15 protein-coding genes are annotated in these 16,716 nt (G+C 48.0%); 4 read left to right on the top strand and 11 right to left on the bottom strand.

What is annotated here, in order from left to right:
• Window positions 1-19 precede the first annotated feature (19 nt).
• The 3 genes from LPW40_RS00075 to LPW40_RS00065 form a co-directional block, all read right to left on the bottom strand.
• Window positions 20-769, bottom strand: coding sequence for an IclR family transcriptional regulator (locus tag LPW40_RS00075; RefSeq protein WP_230820204.1), 750 nt, complete (start codon window positions 767-769; stop codon window positions 20-22).
• A gap of 119 nt (window positions 770-888) precedes the next feature.
• A complete protein-coding gene (locus LPW40_RS00070) occupies window positions 889-2,097 on the bottom strand; it encodes an MFS transporter (protein ID WP_230820203.1) in 1,209 nt (402 codons plus the stop codon).
• Window positions 2,098-2,501: 404 nt separating this feature from the next.
• Entirely contained in the window at window positions 2,502-3,470 is a 969-nt protein-coding gene (locus LPW40_RS00065; protein ID WP_230820202.1) for a LacI family DNA-binding transcriptional regulator, read from the bottom strand.
• A 113-nt stretch (window positions 3,471-3,583) separates the two neighbouring features.
• Between LPW40_RS00065 and LPW40_RS00060 the strand changes: the two genes are divergently transcribed.
• Entirely contained in the window at window positions 3,584-4,222 is a 639-nt protein-coding gene (locus LPW40_RS00060; RefSeq protein ID WP_230820201.1) for a bifunctional 2-keto-4-hydroxyglutarate aldolase/2-keto-3-deoxy-6-phosphogluconate aldolase, read from the top strand.
• A gap of 2 nt (window positions 4,223-4,224) precedes the next feature.
• Entirely contained in the window at window positions 4,225-5,232 is a 1,008-nt protein-coding gene (locus LPW40_RS00055; protein WP_230820199.1) for a sugar kinase, read from the top strand.
• Between the two features lie 58 nt (window positions 5,233-5,290).
• On the opposite strand, the gene LPW40_RS00050 is transcribed toward LPW40_RS00055, so the two are convergent.
• On the bottom strand, window positions 5,291-6,142 hold the full coding sequence (locus LPW40_RS00050; protein ID WP_230820198.1) for an SDR family oxidoreductase: 852 nt from the start codon (window positions 6,140-6,142) through the stop codon (window positions 5,291-5,293).
• Window positions 6,143-6,235: 93 nt separating this feature from the next.
• Here LPW40_RS00050 and LPW40_RS00045 point away from each other — a divergent pair, with 93 nt between their 5' ends.
• Window positions 6,236-6,715 (top strand): MarR family transcriptional regulator, encoded by a 480-nt coding sequence (locus LPW40_RS00045; RefSeq protein ID WP_230820197.1) that lies wholly within the window; start codon window positions 6,236-6,238, stop codon window positions 6,713-6,715.
• Entirely contained in the window at window positions 6,712-7,410 is a 699-nt protein-coding gene (locus tag LPW40_RS00040; protein WP_230820195.1) for an ROK family protein, read from the top strand. The genes LPW40_RS00045 and LPW40_RS00040 overlap by 4 nt, the downstream gene beginning before the upstream one ends.
• Window positions 7,411-7,452: 42 nt before the next feature.
• On the opposite strand, the gene uxuA is transcribed toward LPW40_RS00040, so the two are convergent.
• The 7 genes from uxuA to LPW40_RS00005 form a co-directional block, all read right to left on the bottom strand.
• The gene (uxuA, locus tag LPW40_RS00035; protein ID WP_230820194.1) at window positions 7,453-8,490 is read right to left on the bottom strand and encodes a mannonate dehydratase; all 1,038 of its coding nucleotides are present in this window, start codon (window positions 8,488-8,490) and stop codon (window positions 7,453-7,455) included.
• Window positions 8,491-8,505: 15 nt separating this feature from the next.
• Window positions 8,506-9,903 (bottom strand): glucuronate isomerase, encoded by a 1,398-nt coding sequence (gene uxaC, locus LPW40_RS00030; protein WP_230820193.1) that lies wholly within the window; start codon window positions 9,901-9,903, stop codon window positions 8,506-8,508.
• Between the two features lie 26 nt (window positions 9,904-9,929).
• Complete coding sequence (locus LPW40_RS00025) at window positions 9,930-11,234, bottom strand: TRAP transporter large permease (protein WP_230820192.1); 1,305 nt, start codon at window positions 11,232-11,234, stop codon at window positions 9,930-9,932.
• Window positions 11,231-11,728, bottom strand: a complete 498-nt coding sequence (locus LPW40_RS00020; RefSeq protein ID WP_230820191.1) for a TRAP transporter small permease — start codon at window positions 11,726-11,728, stop codon at window positions 11,231-11,233. The genes LPW40_RS00025 and LPW40_RS00020 overlap by 4 nt, the downstream gene beginning before the upstream one ends.
• Entirely contained in the window at window positions 11,715-12,722 is a 1,008-nt protein-coding gene (locus LPW40_RS00015; RefSeq protein WP_230820190.1) for a TRAP transporter substrate-binding protein, read from the bottom strand. Before LPW40_RS00015 ends, LPW40_RS00020 begins: the two co-directional genes overlap by 14 nt.
• A 191-nt stretch (window positions 12,723-12,913) precedes the next feature.
• Window positions 12,914-14,716: a beta-glucuronidase gene (gene uidA / locus LPW40_RS00010; protein WP_230820189.1), complete on the bottom strand. Its 1,803-nt coding sequence runs from the start codon at window positions 14,714-14,716 to the stop codon at window positions 12,914-12,916.
• A gap of 39 nt (window positions 14,717-14,755) precedes the next feature.
• Entirely contained in the window at window positions 14,756-16,306 is a 1,551-nt protein-coding gene (locus LPW40_RS00005; RefSeq protein WP_230820188.1) for an MFS transporter, read from the bottom strand.
• Window positions 16,307-16,716: the final 410 nt, after the last annotated feature.

Here is a 16,716-nt window from a genome sequence, read left to right as displayed (position 1 = left end):
TCCCCTTTTTATAAGATTTTTAAGCAAGTTCTATATACCCTAGTTCTCTGGATACTGACTTTCCTGTATTTATAATAGTTCTGACCATTTCCTCCTTATTTTGATTTTTCATATACTCAATCGAGCCAACCAGGTTTACAGATGCTATAGTTTCACCAGAATAGGATTGAATGGGTGCCGCTATTGCATATGTAGAAGTGTCATTTTCATCTATACTGACGGAATAACTATTCTTTTTAACTGTGTTCAATTCTCTTTTCAACATGTTCACTTCTGTGATTGTGTTTCTTCCTTGCTTCGAAAGTCCTCTTGCTATCGTTTCCTGTAAATAAGCCCGATTGAAAGCGAGAAGCACTTTGCCAAGACTCGTGCTATGAGCCGGTTTTCTACCTCCGAGGGAAGTTGACACTGGATAGGCATTCTCTGAAGAAATTCGAAGTACGAAAACTACATCCCCTTTGTCATACATCCCAATGTGAGCTGTGCCATTGTATTTTTCAACGAGCCCCTTGACCATCGGTAAAGCAGTGTTATAAATTTCATGCTGATGCATAACTCCATTATTCCAATCGATGATTTTCCATCCGAGACGATACTTACTCGCACCTTCTTTCATTAGAACCCCTTCCGTGTGTAACGTCTTAATTAGATGGTGCGTTGTACTCCTGCTTAAGTTTAACTTCTCTGCAATTTCTGCATTTCCTAAAATAGGTTCTTCGTTTGTGAAACAACTGATAATGTTACAAGCTCGCCGGACTGATTCAATCAATTCATCCTCCCCCTAATTTCTCCCTTTGCTTATAAAGCGCTTTCATTTCTGAAAATTCTAAATCAATTATATGTTTAAAAAAACCACTAAACAAACTGATTGTTTAAAATAGTGAAATTTCAATATTTATTTTTGGATTTTACAGCTATTAATAATGCCAATGTGGAAATTATCATCAATAAAACAATCAACCACCAGCCCCAAAAATATGAACCTGTATAATCCCTGATTATCCCAAACAAAGGAGGAAATAAAATTGCTCCCCATGAACTGAAGGTTATACTGACACCTGTCGCTGTACCTGATAAAGAAGAAGGAACGATTTCTGAAGTGGCGTTCATCCATATACCATTAAAACCTGATGCTCCAAGACCGAAAATGAAGATAATAATACAAGTTAAATAAAAAGGCGTCCCTACGGGCATTAATGAAGTGATTATGCTTTGAACAGCCACCAACACTGAGATGATCAGTAATACAATCAATCTTCTTCCCGAAAATAAATTGTCACTCAGCCAGCCCCACCCTAGCCTCCCCACGGCACCACCAAATTCTGCTATACCCAGCAAAATTCCTGCAAGAATCAGTGATAAACTTAATGACTCGAATGCATATAAAACAATAAACGTGTTAAGCACAGCCTGCGAACCGCTTAATAACATGGCACTAATCGTTATAAGAATCAGTTTTCTATGTAAAAATATATTTAAGGGATTCGATTCTATTTCTGTCTTTTTTATTGTATTTAATTTCTCAGGTTCCTGATACTTAAAGTAAAATATGATGCCGAAAATCAACAGAATTGAAGCTGCAACACTCAAAGCTCCCGGCCAACCAATACTGGTTGCAAGTGGAAGGAGCAGTAAAGCTGCTGATGCCGATCCCATGGTCACTCCCATTTGTTTGATACCCATCGCAGTCCCTCTTTTTTTCAAATCAAACCAAGAGTTGACCCCTTTGTTAGTGGAAGGATGTGACGAGCCGTAGGCAAAACCTGCAAAAATTATCAAAATGAAAATCATCAGAAATGAAGATGAAAGAGCGATGAGATAAAAAGTGATGCTTAAGAGCAATGAAATGATCACCAGCATATTCCTGGAGCCAATTTTGTCAGTTAATATACCGGATGGAATGGAAACCAGAGATTGACCTAAAAACAAAGCAGCAGGAAACAGACCAATCTGAAACATTGTCAGATTCAAATCCTGACCTATCACTGCACCCAAGGGTGCCAGGCTTCTGGCTACAAAAGCGATGACAAGTTGAATAAAAAATAAAAACACCAGCATTTTCCAAGGAAAAAGCCTGGATTCAGTTACATTTTCCATACTTTCCTCCAACTTTCTTTGTTAATCTTTAAACCACTATATCAACAGTGTATATTTTTAAATTTCTAAAGTTTCATATCATGAACTTTTATCGATTATTAGTGAGAAGCTATATTAAATATCTCGAAAAAACTATGATTAAAAAGTTTATCAAAGCGAAGGCACTATTTATCTAGGAGAACTGCGATAGCAGGGAGAAGTAAAACAACACTATCATAATCGTTCTAATCAAGCACAATCTTTTCCAGCTGTTGATGAACCATAATGAAAACCCCATTAGCATGATAAAACCATCATTAAAAAATATTAATGATGGTTTTAAAATTAAATTTAAATTAAGCACTTACTCTACCCTTCTCACCGAACCGCTCGTATACATATTAATATAATCAATAAAGCTAAAGTCACCGCTCTACAATCTTCCCCTTATAATTGTTCACCATCTTCGTTGCACGGCCCTCGCCTTCGATATGCCTCATCAACTGCCGATACGCGTTCTGAGCAATCTCCTCTATCGGCTGGGCGATGGTTGGGATGCTTGGATTATAAACACCGGCAAGGGGGGGGTCGTCTATCGCGATCACTTTGTTCGCTTCCACCAAATCCAACCCCTGCTGTTTCGCATACTCCAAGAAAGCCATTAATGCGAAATCGTTGGCGAGTATGATGCCGTTCGACTGGCCGTCTGTGAATTCTTCCTCTATACGGTTGTACAACCTTTCATTTTCACCTGTGATGATCTTCCCTCCGGGTGCAAGTTTCTTGAAGGCCTCAAGGCGCTCGGTGCGCGGGGTGATGTCCATGACATTGGAGGCGCCGATATAATAACAGTTTTCGACCTGCTGCCTCCTCAGATAATCATAAGAGAGTCCCACTGCATGCCGGTTGTCCAATTTAAATGAAGGTATATCCACGCCTTCCATGAAGCGGTCGATGAAGACGACCGGGAATTTCTGCTCGGCGAGTTTCCTGTACAGCGCGTCATTCCCCGCCGTCGGCATGATGACAAGACCGTCGACCTGCTTCTCAAGCAGGTTGTTGATGTACTTTTCCTCTTTCGCCGGGTCATCGTCTGCATTGCAGATGATGAGGCTGTAGCCGTCGGCATCGCAGTAGTCCTCGATCTTCCGGGTCACGGACACGGCGAAATGGTGAAGTATGTTCGAGACGATGATGCCGATCGTCCTGGTGGAGCGCTTCTTCAGGTTGCGCGCCATGAAGTTTGGCCGGTATCCGAGCTCCCGCACGGCTTCTTCAATCCTCCTTTTCGTCTCCTCCCCCATGTAGCTGTAGCGCCCGTTGATGTACTGGGAGACCGTACTGATGGAGACGCCGGCATGCTCTGCGACATCTTTGATTGTGATTCTTTTCATGGTATAATGCTCCTAAATGATAAAACGTTTTAGTAAATCGTTTTAGTAGTATTTCAAATGTATACCCTCTTGTGTATACCGTCAAGATTATTAATTTTTAAGGAGCGGAATTTATGAAGAAATATGAAATATTGAAACAGATCAAAGAGAACTACCTCATTGCGGTCGTCAGGGGCCAGGGTTTCGACGACACCGTCAAAATGATTGAAGGCATCATCGAGGGCGGCATCAAGAATATTGAAATCACCTACACAACGCCGAAAGCGGGAGAACTCATCGAGCACTTCGCAGAACAACCAGGCATATGCGTCGGTGCAGGTACGGTGATGTCCGTCGGCACCGCCGATGCAGCCATCCGCAGCGGCGCCCGCTATGTCGTGAGCCCGCACTTCGATGCGGAAGTTTCCGAGCTGTGCAACCTGAACCAGATCCCCTACCTGCCGGGATGTGCCACCGCAACGGAAATCACTGCTGCGATGAAGTCCGGTGTGGACGTCATCAAGATCTTCCCGGGCGGGGTGCTCGGTGCTTCCTTCATCAAGGACATCAAAGGGCCGATCCCGTACGCAAACCTTATGCCGTCCGGCGGTGTCAATAAAGAGAATATGTCCGAGTGGATGGCGAATGGCGCGTTTGCGATCGGCATCGGCAGCGCGCTTGCGAAAGGCTATAATGGTTCCAATCCTGAAGTCGTCAAAGAAAATACACAGAGCTTCGTCGCAAGATACCAGGAATTGGCGGAAGGAGAATAAAGATGAAATTTATTACTTTCGGTGAAATCATGATGCGGTTGAGTACGGAGACTTCCTCCACTTTCAAGACCGCCAATCAGTTCAACATCAATATCGGCGGCAGTGAGATGAATGTCGCCATGAGCCTTGCCGCTTCAGGCATCGATACATCCATGATCACTGCCCTCCCCGACAATGGGTTCGGCCAGCGTACAGTCTCCTTACTCAAAAGCAACAATGTCAACACTGAGCACATCAACATGCAGGGTGCACGCATGGGGACATATTTCCTCGAACAGGGGTTCAATCTCCGCCCTTCCGCCGTCATCTATGACAGGAAGTACTCGAGCTTCGAACAGTCCAGCATGGAAGACTACGATTTCGAGAAAATTCTCCAAGATTATGACTGGTTCCATTTCAGCGGCATCACGCCGGCACTCAACATCGAGCTGCAGGCCATACTGCTGGAAGCATTGAAGGCAGCCAAAAGTGAGGGCATGACCGTCAGTGCCGACCTGAACTTCAGGGGGAACCTCTGGAGTTTCGAGGAGGCCAGGCGGACGATGCCGCAGTTCATCCATTACTGCGATGTCATATTCGGCTATGAACCGTTGGAACTGATCGAGGACGGCACAGACATCAAGGACGGCCTTGAACGCAATCCGGATGCTGATACGCTCAAGCCGATCCTTGAGAAAATCAGCGATCGCTACAAGATCAAACACATCGCCTTCACACAGCGCACCGTCATCCATTCCAATAAAAACATCATCAAAGGGATGATGTACACGGATCGTGAAATCACTGAAACGGAATCCTACGAAGTGGACATCCTCGACCGGATCGGCACCGGGGACGCGTATACAGCGGGCATCATCCACGGCCTGATGAACAATCTGAGTCACGAAGACACCGTTAAGAATGCACTTGGCAACATGCTCTATAAACACACGATCAGCGGCGACTTCCTGACCGAGGACATCTCCGGCATGCACACAGTGCTCGATGCAACGAGTGAAGTGAAGCGGTAAAATAATATACAATAAAAAGACTCCCCTCATCTTTTTGAGGGGAGTTCTTCATTTCCAATTAGACGCCGGAGTAGGCAGAGAATCCGCCGTCCACCGGTATGGTGATGCCCGTGACGAAACCTGAGGCTTTCTCGTCCGCCAGGTAAAGCAGTGTGCCGAGCAATTCCTCCGGTTCGCCGAAGCGGCCCATCGGTGTTGCACCGATGATCTTGTGGCTGCGTTCGGTGAGGTTGCCGTCCTGGTCGAAGAGGAGGTCTTTATTCTGCTTTGTTGCAAGGAAGCCCGGCGCGATGCCGTTCACACGCACGCCCGTTTTCGACATGTAGACGCTCAGCCACTGGGTGAAGTTCGTCACCGATGACTTCGCCCCGCTGTACGCTGGTATTTTGGTGAGCGGCGTGAATGCGTTCATCGATGAGATGTTGATGACCGTCGCATGCTCTTTCGGTGCCATATCCTTCCCGAAGATCTGGGAAGGGATCAGCGTGCCGAGGAAGTTCAGCTTGAAGACGAAATCGATGCCGTCGGTGTCGAGTGCGAAGAAATTCTTCACATCCGGATCATCAAGTTTATCGAGATCGAGGTACTCGTCCTCCGTCGAGGCGGAAGGATGGTTGCCGCCCGCGCCGTTGACAAGGATGTCGCATGTGCCGAGCGCATCATTGATCGTTTCACGCGCCGCTTCGACCGATGACTTATCCGTCACGTCACAGCTGACGGCGATCGCTTCCCCGCCCGAGATTTTAATCTCTTCAGCGACATTCTCGCATGTCTCAAGCGTCCGGCCGAGTACGGCGACTTTTGCCCCCGCTGCAGCAAGTGCCCTGCAGAAATAAGACCCAATGACCCCGCCGCCGCCTGTAACGATAGCTACTTTGCCGCTCAAGTCTGTCTGTGTATTGATATTCATCATTATTCCTCCTGTAATTCATTATGGGTTTGTCCACTGTGCTTCTGTTTGGTAGAATTAGTTCAATAACCATACTAAAATGAGGTGCCTTCAATGGTAACAGGTGATGCAAACTATATTAAATCCATGAACCGGCGGCTTGTGCTGGAAGATATCATCCGCAGCAGGTCGATCTCCCGGGTGAACATCGCAAAACGCACCGGTCTCAACAAGGCGACGGTCTCCTCCCAGGTCAATACCCTGATCAACCAGTCCCTCGTCATCGAGAAGCCGGTGGAAAACTACCAGCAGCCGGGGCGCCGGCCGATCAACCTTGAACTGAATCCAATGAGTACATACACCATCGGGATCGATATCGACCGCGGCCATATACGCATCGTCCTGATCAACCTTAAGGGGATGACGATCTACAACAACATATTCGACTTCGACATCCGGCGCACCGATGAGCTCGCATCACGCCTGCCGGAGATCCTCGGTCCGATTATCAAGGAGTACAACTCGGTCTATACGCCGAATCGGCTCGCCGGGATCGGCTCGCCGGGATCGGCATCAGCCTGCACGGCATTGTGAATGAAAACCATGAGCTGCTTTATGCCCCGCCGACACAGTTTGAGCTGGCCCCGCTGATCGACCTGCTCAAAGACACTTACCAGGTACCTGTGTATGTCGATAATAATGCGAATATGGCCGTCCTTGCCGAAAAATCCTTCACGGACTACCAGTCGAACCTGTTCTCAGTGACGCTTCAAAGCGGCATCGGACTCGGCATACTCTTAAACGATGAAGTCTTCCGCGGCTTCACCGGCTATGCGGGCGAGGTCGGCCATATGATCATCCGGAAGAACGGCGCCGAATGCCGGTGCGGCAATAAAGGCTGCTTCGAACAGTATGCTTCAGATGAGGTGCTGGTCCAAAAGCTCAGCAGTCACAACATCAGCCTGCATGACCATCCGACTTACGCTTCCCTGATGGCGGATGAGAAGACGAAAGTCGTCATCAAAGACTATATTTCGGACCTCGCTGTCGGATTGAATAATATCATCAACATATTCAACCCGAGGAAACTCGTCATCAACAGCCGCATATTCACGCAGTACCCGGAGCTGCTGGATGATCTGAAACCAACTCTCTCTTCATCGTTCATCGATTATGAGGAAATACTCATCTCCCCGCTCGGCGAGCATTCCAGTGCGCTCGGCGCAGCACTCGTGCCCCTTGCGAAGTTCCTGGATGTGAACCACCTGAACCTCAATGCTTACCGCTGAATAAGTGAACCCTCCCTGCATATGCAGGGAGGGATTTTTTTATCAGTCTGTCCGATTCACCGTATCGATGATGCCGTTCAGGTAGGCGGCACCGAGGGCCCTGTCATAAAGACCATAACCCGGGCGCCCAGTCTCGCCCCAAATCATGCGGCCGTGGTCCGGACGGATTGGTGCGTCAACGCCCGCCTGAATCAGCGCTTCAACGATGCCCACCATATCAAGCGACCCGTCATGGACCGAATGGGACGTTTCCTGGAAGGACAAGTCCCCCGTCCATTTCACGTTCCTTGCATGGACGAAATGGATTCGTTCTTTAGCAAGCTCAATGATTTCAAACAAATCATTATCCGGGCTTGCACCGTAGGAACCGGTGCAGAACGTGATGCCGTTATGCCTGCTCGGCACCGCTTCGAACAGCTTGCGTAAAGCACTAGCACCCGTGATGATGCGCGGCAGTCCGAAGATACCCCATGGCGGATCGTCCGGATGGATGGCCATCAGCACGTCTTCTTCTTCAGCCACCGGAATGATCCGCTCAAGGAAGTAAACCAGGTTTTCAAACAGCTGATCTTCACTGATTTCCTGGTAAGCATCAATGATTTCCTTCAGGTCATCCGTCTGATAGGACAAGTCCCACCCCGGCAGTGTCAGTTCACCGCTCAGCGGATCGATGTTTTTGACCGTCGCTTCGTCATACTTCAGTGAATTCGATCCATCTTCCAAAGGCGCCTCAAGCTCCGTGCGCGTCCAGTCGAAGACCGGCATGAAGTTATAACAAACTGTCTTAATTCCTGCCCTAGACAGATTACGGATCGTCTCCTTATAGTTTTCAATCAGCTCATCGCGCCGTCCGCGGCCCATCTTGATGTCCTCATGCACCGGGACGGATTCTATGACGTTCAATCTCATGCCATGCCCAGCAATCTGATCCCGCAATTTCACGATCTCTTCATACGGCCACACTTCGCCTGCAGGAATGTCGTAGATTGCAGAGACGATGCCTTTCATCTGCGGAATCTGGCGTATATATTCAAGTGTCACAGGGTCGTCGTTGCCGTACCATCTGAAGCTCATTTCCATTGATATCTCTCCTCCTCAGCCTTCCAGGCCGAAGTAATTTTTCGCATTTAAATAGCAGATGCCTTCCACGTACTCTTTCAAAAGATCCTCATCACGTGGAATCATGCCCTGCTCCGCCCACTGCCCGAGCAGCTCGCACAGTATCCTTCTGAAGTACTCGTGGCGCACGAAACTGAGCATACTCCGTGAATCCGTCAGCATGCCGATGAACGTCTTGAATGCACCCGCATTCGCAAGCTCCTTCATCTGTGCCATCATGCCGTCATAGTTGTCGTTGAACCACCATGCCGTGCCGAACTGCACTTTGCCAGGCACACCGCCGGATTGGAAGTTACCCGCCATCGTCGCCATGATGATGTTGTCCCTCGGGTTCAATGTGTACAGTATCGTCTTCGGCAGCTCATCCGTCTTATCGACTGCATCTAAAAATCTGCTCAATGGCTGTGCCACAAGCCCGTCATTGATGGAGTCGAATCCGCTGTCCGGACCCGTGCGCTCGAACATCCTTGAATTATTGTTCCTGAGCGGCCCTATGTGCAGCTGCATCGCCCAGCCGTACGCATTATACCGCTTCGCAAGATGCACAAGCGTATACGTCTTGAACTGCGCGACTTCCTTCTCACTCACGGCACCGCCGCCCAAAACTTTTTCAAATATATCAGCCGCCTCATCAACCGAAGCTTCCTCATAGAACATCTCATTGATGCCATGATCGGAAGCCTTGCAGCCGTGCGCATCGAAGTACTCAAGACGCGCATCCATCGCCTCCAAAAACCTCTCATAATTGTCCACTTTCATATCCGCAGCAGACTCTAGTCTTTCAAGCCACTCGCCGTAATCCTCCGCATCGATCGCCAATGCCTTATCCGGACGGAATGACGGTGCAATCTTCACATCAAACGTCTCGTCTTCTGCAAGCAGCTTATGGTACTTCAAATCATCCGCAGGATCATCCGTCGTACCGAGGAACTCGACATTCAAGTTCTTCAAAATGCTTCTCGGCTTAAGAGCATCATCCGCCAGCATCCTGTTCGTCTGCTCATAAATGTCATCCGCCGTCTTTGGGGAAAGAAATTCTTCGATACCGAAAAAGTGCTTCAGTTCAAGCTGCGTCCAGTGCAGCAATTGGTTGCCGAAAAGCTTGGGCAGGGTCTCGGCGAATGCGTCGAACTTCTCTTTTTCATCCGCATCACCCGTGATCTTTTCCTCATCAATCCCTGCCGCCCGCATGGCACGCCATTTGTAGTGGTCGCCGCCGAGCCACACGTCGGTGATGGAGGCATAGTTTTCATTTTCATATATTTCTTTTGGATCAAGATGATTATGATAGTCGATGATCGGCATATCTTTTGCCACATCATGGTATAACCATTTCGCCGTCTCTGTAGTGAGCAGGAAATCCTTGTCAATCATTGTATCTCTCCTAAATTTCATTTATATCAACTCAGGCCCAAAAGGTCCGGTAGGAACATGCTGAACCAAGGTACGAACGTGATGACCAGCAGCATAACGATCAACGCGATGAAGAAAGGCACCAGCATCGGAATCACTTTCTCGACCCTGATGTTCGCAACACTTGCACCGACGAAAAGCGCTGAGCCGACCGGCGGTGTGATGTTGCCGATGCACAGGTTGAACGTCATGATGATACCGAAGTGGATCGGGTCGATGCCCATATCCATCGCGATCGGCAGGAATATCGGTGTGAATATCAATACGGCCGGCGTGATGTCCATAAATGTGCCAATAGCCAAAAGGAAAATCGTCATCAGCAGCAGGATGAATATCGGGTTGTCGGTGAGGCTGAGCAGCCCTTCACTCATCGCCTCCGGCAGACCCGTATAGGACATGACGAGTGAAAACAGGCCGGATGCCGTGATCAGAAGCAGTATCATGCCGGTGATCTCCACCGTCTCCTTCATGATCTTCGGGAAGTCCTCGAACTTCAGGCTCTTATATATAATCGACAGCACTGTCGAGTAGATGACAGCGATCGCCGCACCTTCCGTTGCCGTAAATATCCCGGCAACAATCCCACCGATGACGATGATGATCAGAAGAAGGCTTGGAATCGCATCGACTGTCAAAAACGCCTTATCACGCCATGAGATTTTATCGGCAACCGGATATTTATATTTTTTCGCGAATATATAGGCAATCACCATCGTTGTAAGTCCCCACAGTATACCCGGTATGTATCCGGCGATGAAGAGCGCTGCAATGGACGTCCCGCCGCTCACAAGCGAGTAGACGATCAGTATCGTCGTCGGTGGAATGATCAGACCGGCCGGCGCCGAGGCGATATTGACGGCAGCAGAATACTTCCTGTCATAGCCGCTGTTCTCCTGCATCGGCCCCATGATGCGCCCCATTGCAGCAGCAGATGCCACACTCGATCCCGCAATCGAACCAAATAACATGTTCCCGACGACGTTCGTATGCGCAAGCGATCCCGGCATCCTGCCGACGAGCACTTTCGCAAAGTTGATGAGACGGAACGCGATGCCACCGTTGTTCATGATGATCCCGGCCAGGACGAATAAAGGAATCGCAAGCATCGTGAAGCTGTCCATTTCGGTGACGAGCCGCTGTGCCCCGGTCAAGACCGTCGTGTCAAACGGCAGTATGAGCATCAGCGTGAACAATGAACTGAGCAGGATGGCGATCGCGATCGGAAACCCAATCACCAGGAATAAGAGCAGCAGCCCGAAAATCATGATGCCTGCCAATACGGTTGTACTCATACGCTTTTCACATCCTCTTCATCTGTCATTGCGGTACGTTCGATCGTCATGATGTTATATATCGTATAGAATAAAATGATCACACCCGACACCGGGAGTGCCGAGTAGACAAACCCCATGGAGATGCCCGTCGCCGGCGCAATCTGTGGGATTGTGAGCATCGTTATCCTGATGCCGCCGTATATGAAGACGACGATCGCGGTCAAAAGCACGGCGAACTGCGCCAGATATGTCAGGAACAGCTGCACCTTCCAAGGGAATTTTTCACGTATGAATAAAATCGTAATATGCTTATTCTGTCCGAATACATAAGCCGCACCGAGCAGTGTGAACCAGATCAGGGTGTATCTGATGATCTCTTCACTGAGCGTACTCGGGTCGTTCAGTATGTATCTCGCGATGACCTGCCACACCGCAAGGAGCGTCATGGCGACAATCGCGATACTCGCAAAACCGAGGATCACTTTATCCACGGTCAGTTTAATTTGCTTCATCATCTTCCCCCCTGAACATTTCATAGATCGGTGCCATCGTTTCATCCTGCTTCATCTCTTCGTGAAGCGGCTGGGATGCTTCGATGAATGAAGATTTGTCGACTTCCCTGAATTCAACACCCATCTCATTCTGTGCTATGTCTTCCGCTTCACGCGTCGCCTCAGCCCACACCACTTCGTGGAACTCGTTTGCAGAATCCGATGCGTCATAGATGATTTCACGGTGTTCATCCGACATCTCATCCAGAAGTGCCTTGTTCATGATGAACATATCCGGTACGACAGTGTGCTCCGTGTAGATCCAGTAATCCGCCACTTCACCGTGACGGCTGCTGACAAGTGAGGTCAGATTGTTCTCTGCAGCATCAATGATGCCCGACTGCAGTGCAGTATAAACTTCACCGTAGCCCATCGGTGTCGCCGTCCCGCCAAGTGCCTCGATCATATTGACACTTGCAGCACTCGGCTGGACACGCACCTTCAGACCGGCCATATCATCCGTACTCTCAACCACACGATCCGCCGTATAAAGGCTCCGCATTCCCGCATCGAAGTAAGTCAGGCCCACGAATCCGATATCTTCTGAAGACTGGTAAAGGACATTCGCGATTTCCGGATCATTCATCTTCTCTTTGAATTCGTCCTCCGATTCGAACAAGTAAGGCAGGTTGAAGATTGAATACTCCGGACGGAAACTTTCAAGTGCTGCGGCACTGACCTTCGTCGCATCCACCGCACCCGTCTGCGTCAGCTCGATCACTTCCCTTTCACTGCCGAGCTGCTCATTGGCGTAGATTGTGACCTGCATATCACCGTCAGAATTGGTTTCGACTTCCTCCTTAAAGTGTTCCAAAGAAGCATGAACCGGATGGTCCGTTGCATGGTTATGCGCAAGCGTGATATCATGCCTGTCCGCTTCACCCGCCGTGGTATTGGTGCACGCGCCTAGAAATAAAATGAAGACGCTTACAAAAACTATATAATATCTCATCATATTCAAAAATCTCCCGTAATTTAATAGTTTAATGGTACAACTAATTATGCTTAAATTCAATGTCCAAATTAAAAACATTTATTATATTTAGTTTTTTTCAATGAACCATCTCACTATAATTGATGGGAAGAGATTCTGAAGTATGAACATAAAAGGCACCGGCATCAGCAGGCCGGCACCTTTCATATCCATCATTTCTTATAGTTGAAGTCCGGGATGCTTTCCCAGCGTTCTTTCATATAATGTGCGGCAAGCTTCGGCCTGCGGTCACGCGTAAATATGCCCTTCCTGTTCCCCTGGACCCTGATCACGCCCTGGCTTGTTTCAAAGTCTGCGAAATTCCATATATGCTCACCGACGAAGTTTTTCGTCTTATCGAAGACTTCATGATTCGCTTCCAGGTATAACTTCTGGTATTCCTCTGTGAACATGATCGGATCGACTGCATGCAGTCCGGCAACGGTATCTGCACCGTACTCTGTCATAATGATCGGTTTGTCCGGGTACTCGGATGTATAAAAATCGAACTCCTCCTGGAGTGCGATTTTCGCATCCTCCAGATCACCGCTCTGGGAATACCAGCCGTAGTAGCGGTTCATCCCCAGTACATCAACAAGACCTGCCACCTGCTCTGTTTCCGGTGTGGACATCATATGCGTCACGACTGTGGCCGGACGTTTTTCAGGGTCGAGCTCTTTTGTCAAATCATATAATGGTTTGAAGTATTCATATGCCCCTTCTTCTTCAGACGCAGGTTCGTTCGCAATGCTCCACAGCACAACCGATGGATGGTTCTTATCACGGGCGATCAAGTCCCGGATGACGTCTTCGTGGTGTTCTGCCGTCTTAATCTCTTTCCATGTATCTTTCTTTTCAGCATCTCCAAACATTGTCGCCATGAAGTTTAAATGCACCCCGACCGCCGAAGTTTCGTCAATCACAACAAAGCCTTCCCGGTCGGCAAGCCGCATCATCTCTTCTGAATAAGGGTAATGCGCCGTTCTGAATGAGTTCGCCCCGATCCACTTCATCAGATTGAAGTCCATCACATTTGCCGCTTCATTGAATCCCCTGCCGTTGATGTGGACATCTTCATGTTTCCCAAACCCTTTGAAGTAGAATGGTTCTCCGTTGATCCTGAACTGACCCTCTTTGACCTCAACCGTCCTCAACCCTGTCGGAAGTGTATAATGGTCGACTGTTTCGCCGTCACCGTCTTTAAGGTACACATGGAAGTTGTACAAATAGCTGTCCAACGGCTGCCAGAGCTTGGCATCCTCAATCTTTGCACTGCCGCTTGCGCCTTCCCCTTCATAAACGATGTTCCCCTCTTCGTCTTCAACTGCGATTTCCACCGTTTCCGCCGTGCCTGCAACTTCCACGTTATAGTTGAATGCATATTCATTACCCGTCTGCTCTGTAAATACCTTCAGGTCCTGAATGTGGTTTTCAGGCACCGTGTAGATCTTGACCGGACGGTGGATACCTGCATAATTGAAGAAATCGAAGTTCGGGCTGTTATATCTCTTCGTACGGCCGTTCACTTCTTTTTCCTCGTACATCCCGACCGGCAATGTGGATTCATCTAATATATTATCCACCGCGACCGTCAGCCTGTTCTGCCCATTTTCCAGATGTTCATTCACGGCCACTTCGAACGGCAGGAATCCGCCTTTATGCTGGGTGATCTTTTTACCGTTCAAGTAAACTTCCGCATGGTGCGTGACAGACCCGAACCTCAGGATGATCGTCTCACCCAATAGCATTTTAGGTACGGTGAATTCTTTTTCATACCATACCGTCCCCACATGATTTCTGATTTCTTCATAAACAGCCGCATCGTTGTAAGAGGCCGGGACCGCCATATGCCTCTTGGTATCGAGCTTATCTTCATACCATTTTTCATCGTGGCCATTACCTTCGTCCACCTTGAATTTCCATATACCTGATAGATCGATGACATTTCTTGTTTCTGTTGTGATTGGATATAGCATTGAAATCTCTCCTAAATAATTTTTATATGAATAAACTACTTATCTCCTGGAATCATCGTCTTCTGAGCCTTCTTCAATACCCCGACCCGGATCAGCAGCTGCCTCTGCTCTTTTCTTATCACGTGCATCCAGTATGAAATTCTTAGTTTTGTTCAATTCTTCCTGGACTTCAGCCATTTTCTCTTTTGTCAGAGGATAAAACCGCATCGCAATGATTGAAATGACCCACCCGGCGATCGGGAATCCTAATGCCGTGATCATCGCCACCCAGAATATCCCGGTCGTCATTTCATCGGTCACCGTCGGGAACTCATCGCCAAAGCCAATCAGGGCAACCAGAGCACCGATTACAAATGGCGTCAGACTGGACACCAGCTTATCAACGAAGGAGAACAATGCAGAAATCATGCCCGGTATATACCTGCCCGACGAATATGTTTCGTAGTCGGAGACATCCGCAATCATCGGTATGACGATTGAGGGCGTCAATGAACTGATGGCCCTGCCGGCTGAATACAGGATCAGGAATGCAATCGATAGTACACCCCAGTTGCCGAGCGCAAACTCTTCCGGGTCAAACAGCACCATCAAGATGAAAAGGATGGAGAATGAAATCGCACCAATATAAGAGAACAGCACCAATGCGCGCCTGAGCCCGAGGTTCTGAGCGTACCTGACACCAAAGAAAATGAAGATCAAACTTGGCACAAGGACGATCAACCCAAACTGTCCACTCAGCGCAAAGTTGCCCATCAATATGCCGAAGAACATGACCTGCACAACCTGCTGATTCATGAACATCGCTGCAAACTTGTCGGTCGCAGCTGACAACACGAGCATCTGCAGCGCCCTGTTCCTTTTCAGCACCGGCCAATAATCCCTAAACCTTGTCCGGACGTTCACTTCCTCTATTCCGTAAAACTCTTTCCTGTCCTTGCCCCAGATTGCGATGACGGCGAGTACTGTGAAGAGTGCTGAAACGGCTGCGAATGTCAGTGACAATTCAACAAAATAGCCATAAGTGAAATCTCCGTACCTGCCCATAAGATATTGTGAAGCATATACCTGTCCAAAAGTGAACAATGACAATGTAAACACCGCATCAAAGATCGAGAACAACGGCCTCTGCCTCGGATGGTTCGTGAGCACGGTCTGCGCCGCCCGGGTCACCGTCGTCTGCATTGTATACCCGATGATATAGATGAACTGGAGCACTATGAACACCATCATCTGCATGTTCTCCGGAAAGAGATGCAGGACATTGAACATTAGCAAGAACGCTGTGAGCAGGATCAGGTTACCGATGACCATGATCGGCCTGAATTTTCCGAGCTTGGTTTCCGTCCTGTCGATAATGAATCCTATGATGGGATCGGTGATGCTGTCGAACACCCGCATCAGTGCGAGGATGGTGCTGACTGTCATGACAGCAAGCCCCGCAATCCCGGCTGCATAGTAGGTCACAAACCCCATACCAAACAGGAAAATATTTGTCGCAGTATTGTTCAGTGCAAAGAATGCAATCTGCCACAGTTTTGCTACATGATATTTTTCCCTTGAGAAATCACCTTCCAATTTCGGCCTTGCCATAAAATCATTCTCCCCTTTTGCAATCGCTTACAAACAGTGTTATAAAAATTAGTCATTCAATAACATTAGAATGTCTACAGATATTTCCCCTCAGTATCAACCCAATGTTTGATTTAATATAATTAATTTATCAATTAAACTAATTATTATTTGTAATATATCATACTGAATCTCATTGGACAATATAAAAAAGTGATTAATTAGAAAATATAGATAATTTGTTGGGCAAGTAAACCAAATAGATATATGTTACTTCTTAATTATCAGAAACTCCTGATGAATCCTGCAGGCAAGCCACACTGTGTTTTAATAAAGACCATCAAACCTGTGACGCAACATTCGAATCTGAAGATGCGCCAAAATGAAAAAGGGGCTGGGACATAAAGCCCTTCGACAGGTAAAAAAAGCGG

Origin of the sequence: Salinicoccus halitifaciens (assembly GCF_021026095.1) — a bacterium.
Taxonomy (GTDB): domain Bacteria; phylum Bacillota; class Bacilli; order Staphylococcales; family Salinicoccaceae; genus Lacicoccus; species Lacicoccus halitifaciens.
Note: the sequence above shows the minus strand (reverse complement) of the source record. Positions and strands in the feature narration are given on the sequence as shown.

Excerpts from the sequence above, each read along its gene's own strand:
- LPW40_RS00025 (WP_230820192.1), bottom strand. The coding sequence starts at position 11,234 with ATGAGTACAACCGTATTGGCAGGCATCATGATTTTCGGGCTGCTGCTC.
- LPW40_RS00015 (WP_230820190.1), bottom strand. The coding sequence starts at position 12,722 with ATGATGAGATATTATATAGTTTTTGTAAGCGTCTTCATTTTATTTCTA.
- LPW40_RS00065 (WP_230820202.1), bottom strand. The coding sequence starts at position 3,470 with ATGAAAAGAATCACAATCAAAGATGTCGCAGAGCATGCCGGCGTCTCC.
- LPW40_RS00060 (WP_230820201.1), top strand. The coding sequence starts at position 3,584 with ATGAAGAAATATGAAATATTGAAACAGATCAAAGAGAACTACCTCATT.
- LPW40_RS00055 (WP_230820199.1), top strand. The coding sequence starts at position 4,225 with ATGAAATTTATTACTTTCGGTGAAATCATGATGCGGTTGAGTACGGAG.
- uidA (WP_230820189.1), bottom strand. The coding sequence starts at position 14,716 with ATGCTATATCCAATCACAACAGAAACAAGAAATGTCATCGATCTATCA.
- uxaC (WP_230820193.1), bottom strand. The coding sequence starts at position 9,903 with ATGATTGACAAGGATTTCCTGCTCACTACAGAGACGGCGAAATGGTTA.
- LPW40_RS00070 (WP_230820203.1), bottom strand. The coding sequence starts at position 2,097 with ATGGAAAATGTAACTGAATCCAGGCTTTTTCCTTGGAAAATGCTGGTG.
- uxuA (WP_230820194.1), bottom strand. The coding sequence starts at position 8,490 with ATGGAAATGAGCTTCAGATGGTACGGCAACGACGACCCTGTGACACTT.
- LPW40_RS00050 (WP_230820198.1), bottom strand. The coding sequence starts at position 6,142 with ATGAATATCAATACACAGACAGACTTGAGCGGCAAAGTAGCTATCGTT.
- LPW40_RS00005 (WP_230820188.1), bottom strand. The coding sequence starts at position 16,306 with ATGGCAAGGCCGAAATTGGAAGGTGATTTCTCAAGGGAAAAATATCAT.
- LPW40_RS00045 (WP_230820197.1), top strand. The coding sequence starts at position 6,236 with ATGGTAACAGGTGATGCAAACTATATTAAATCCATGAACCGGCGGCTT.
- LPW40_RS00020 (WP_230820191.1), bottom strand. The coding sequence starts at position 11,728 with ATGAAGCAAATTAAACTGACCGTGGATAAAGTGATCCTCGGTTTTGCG.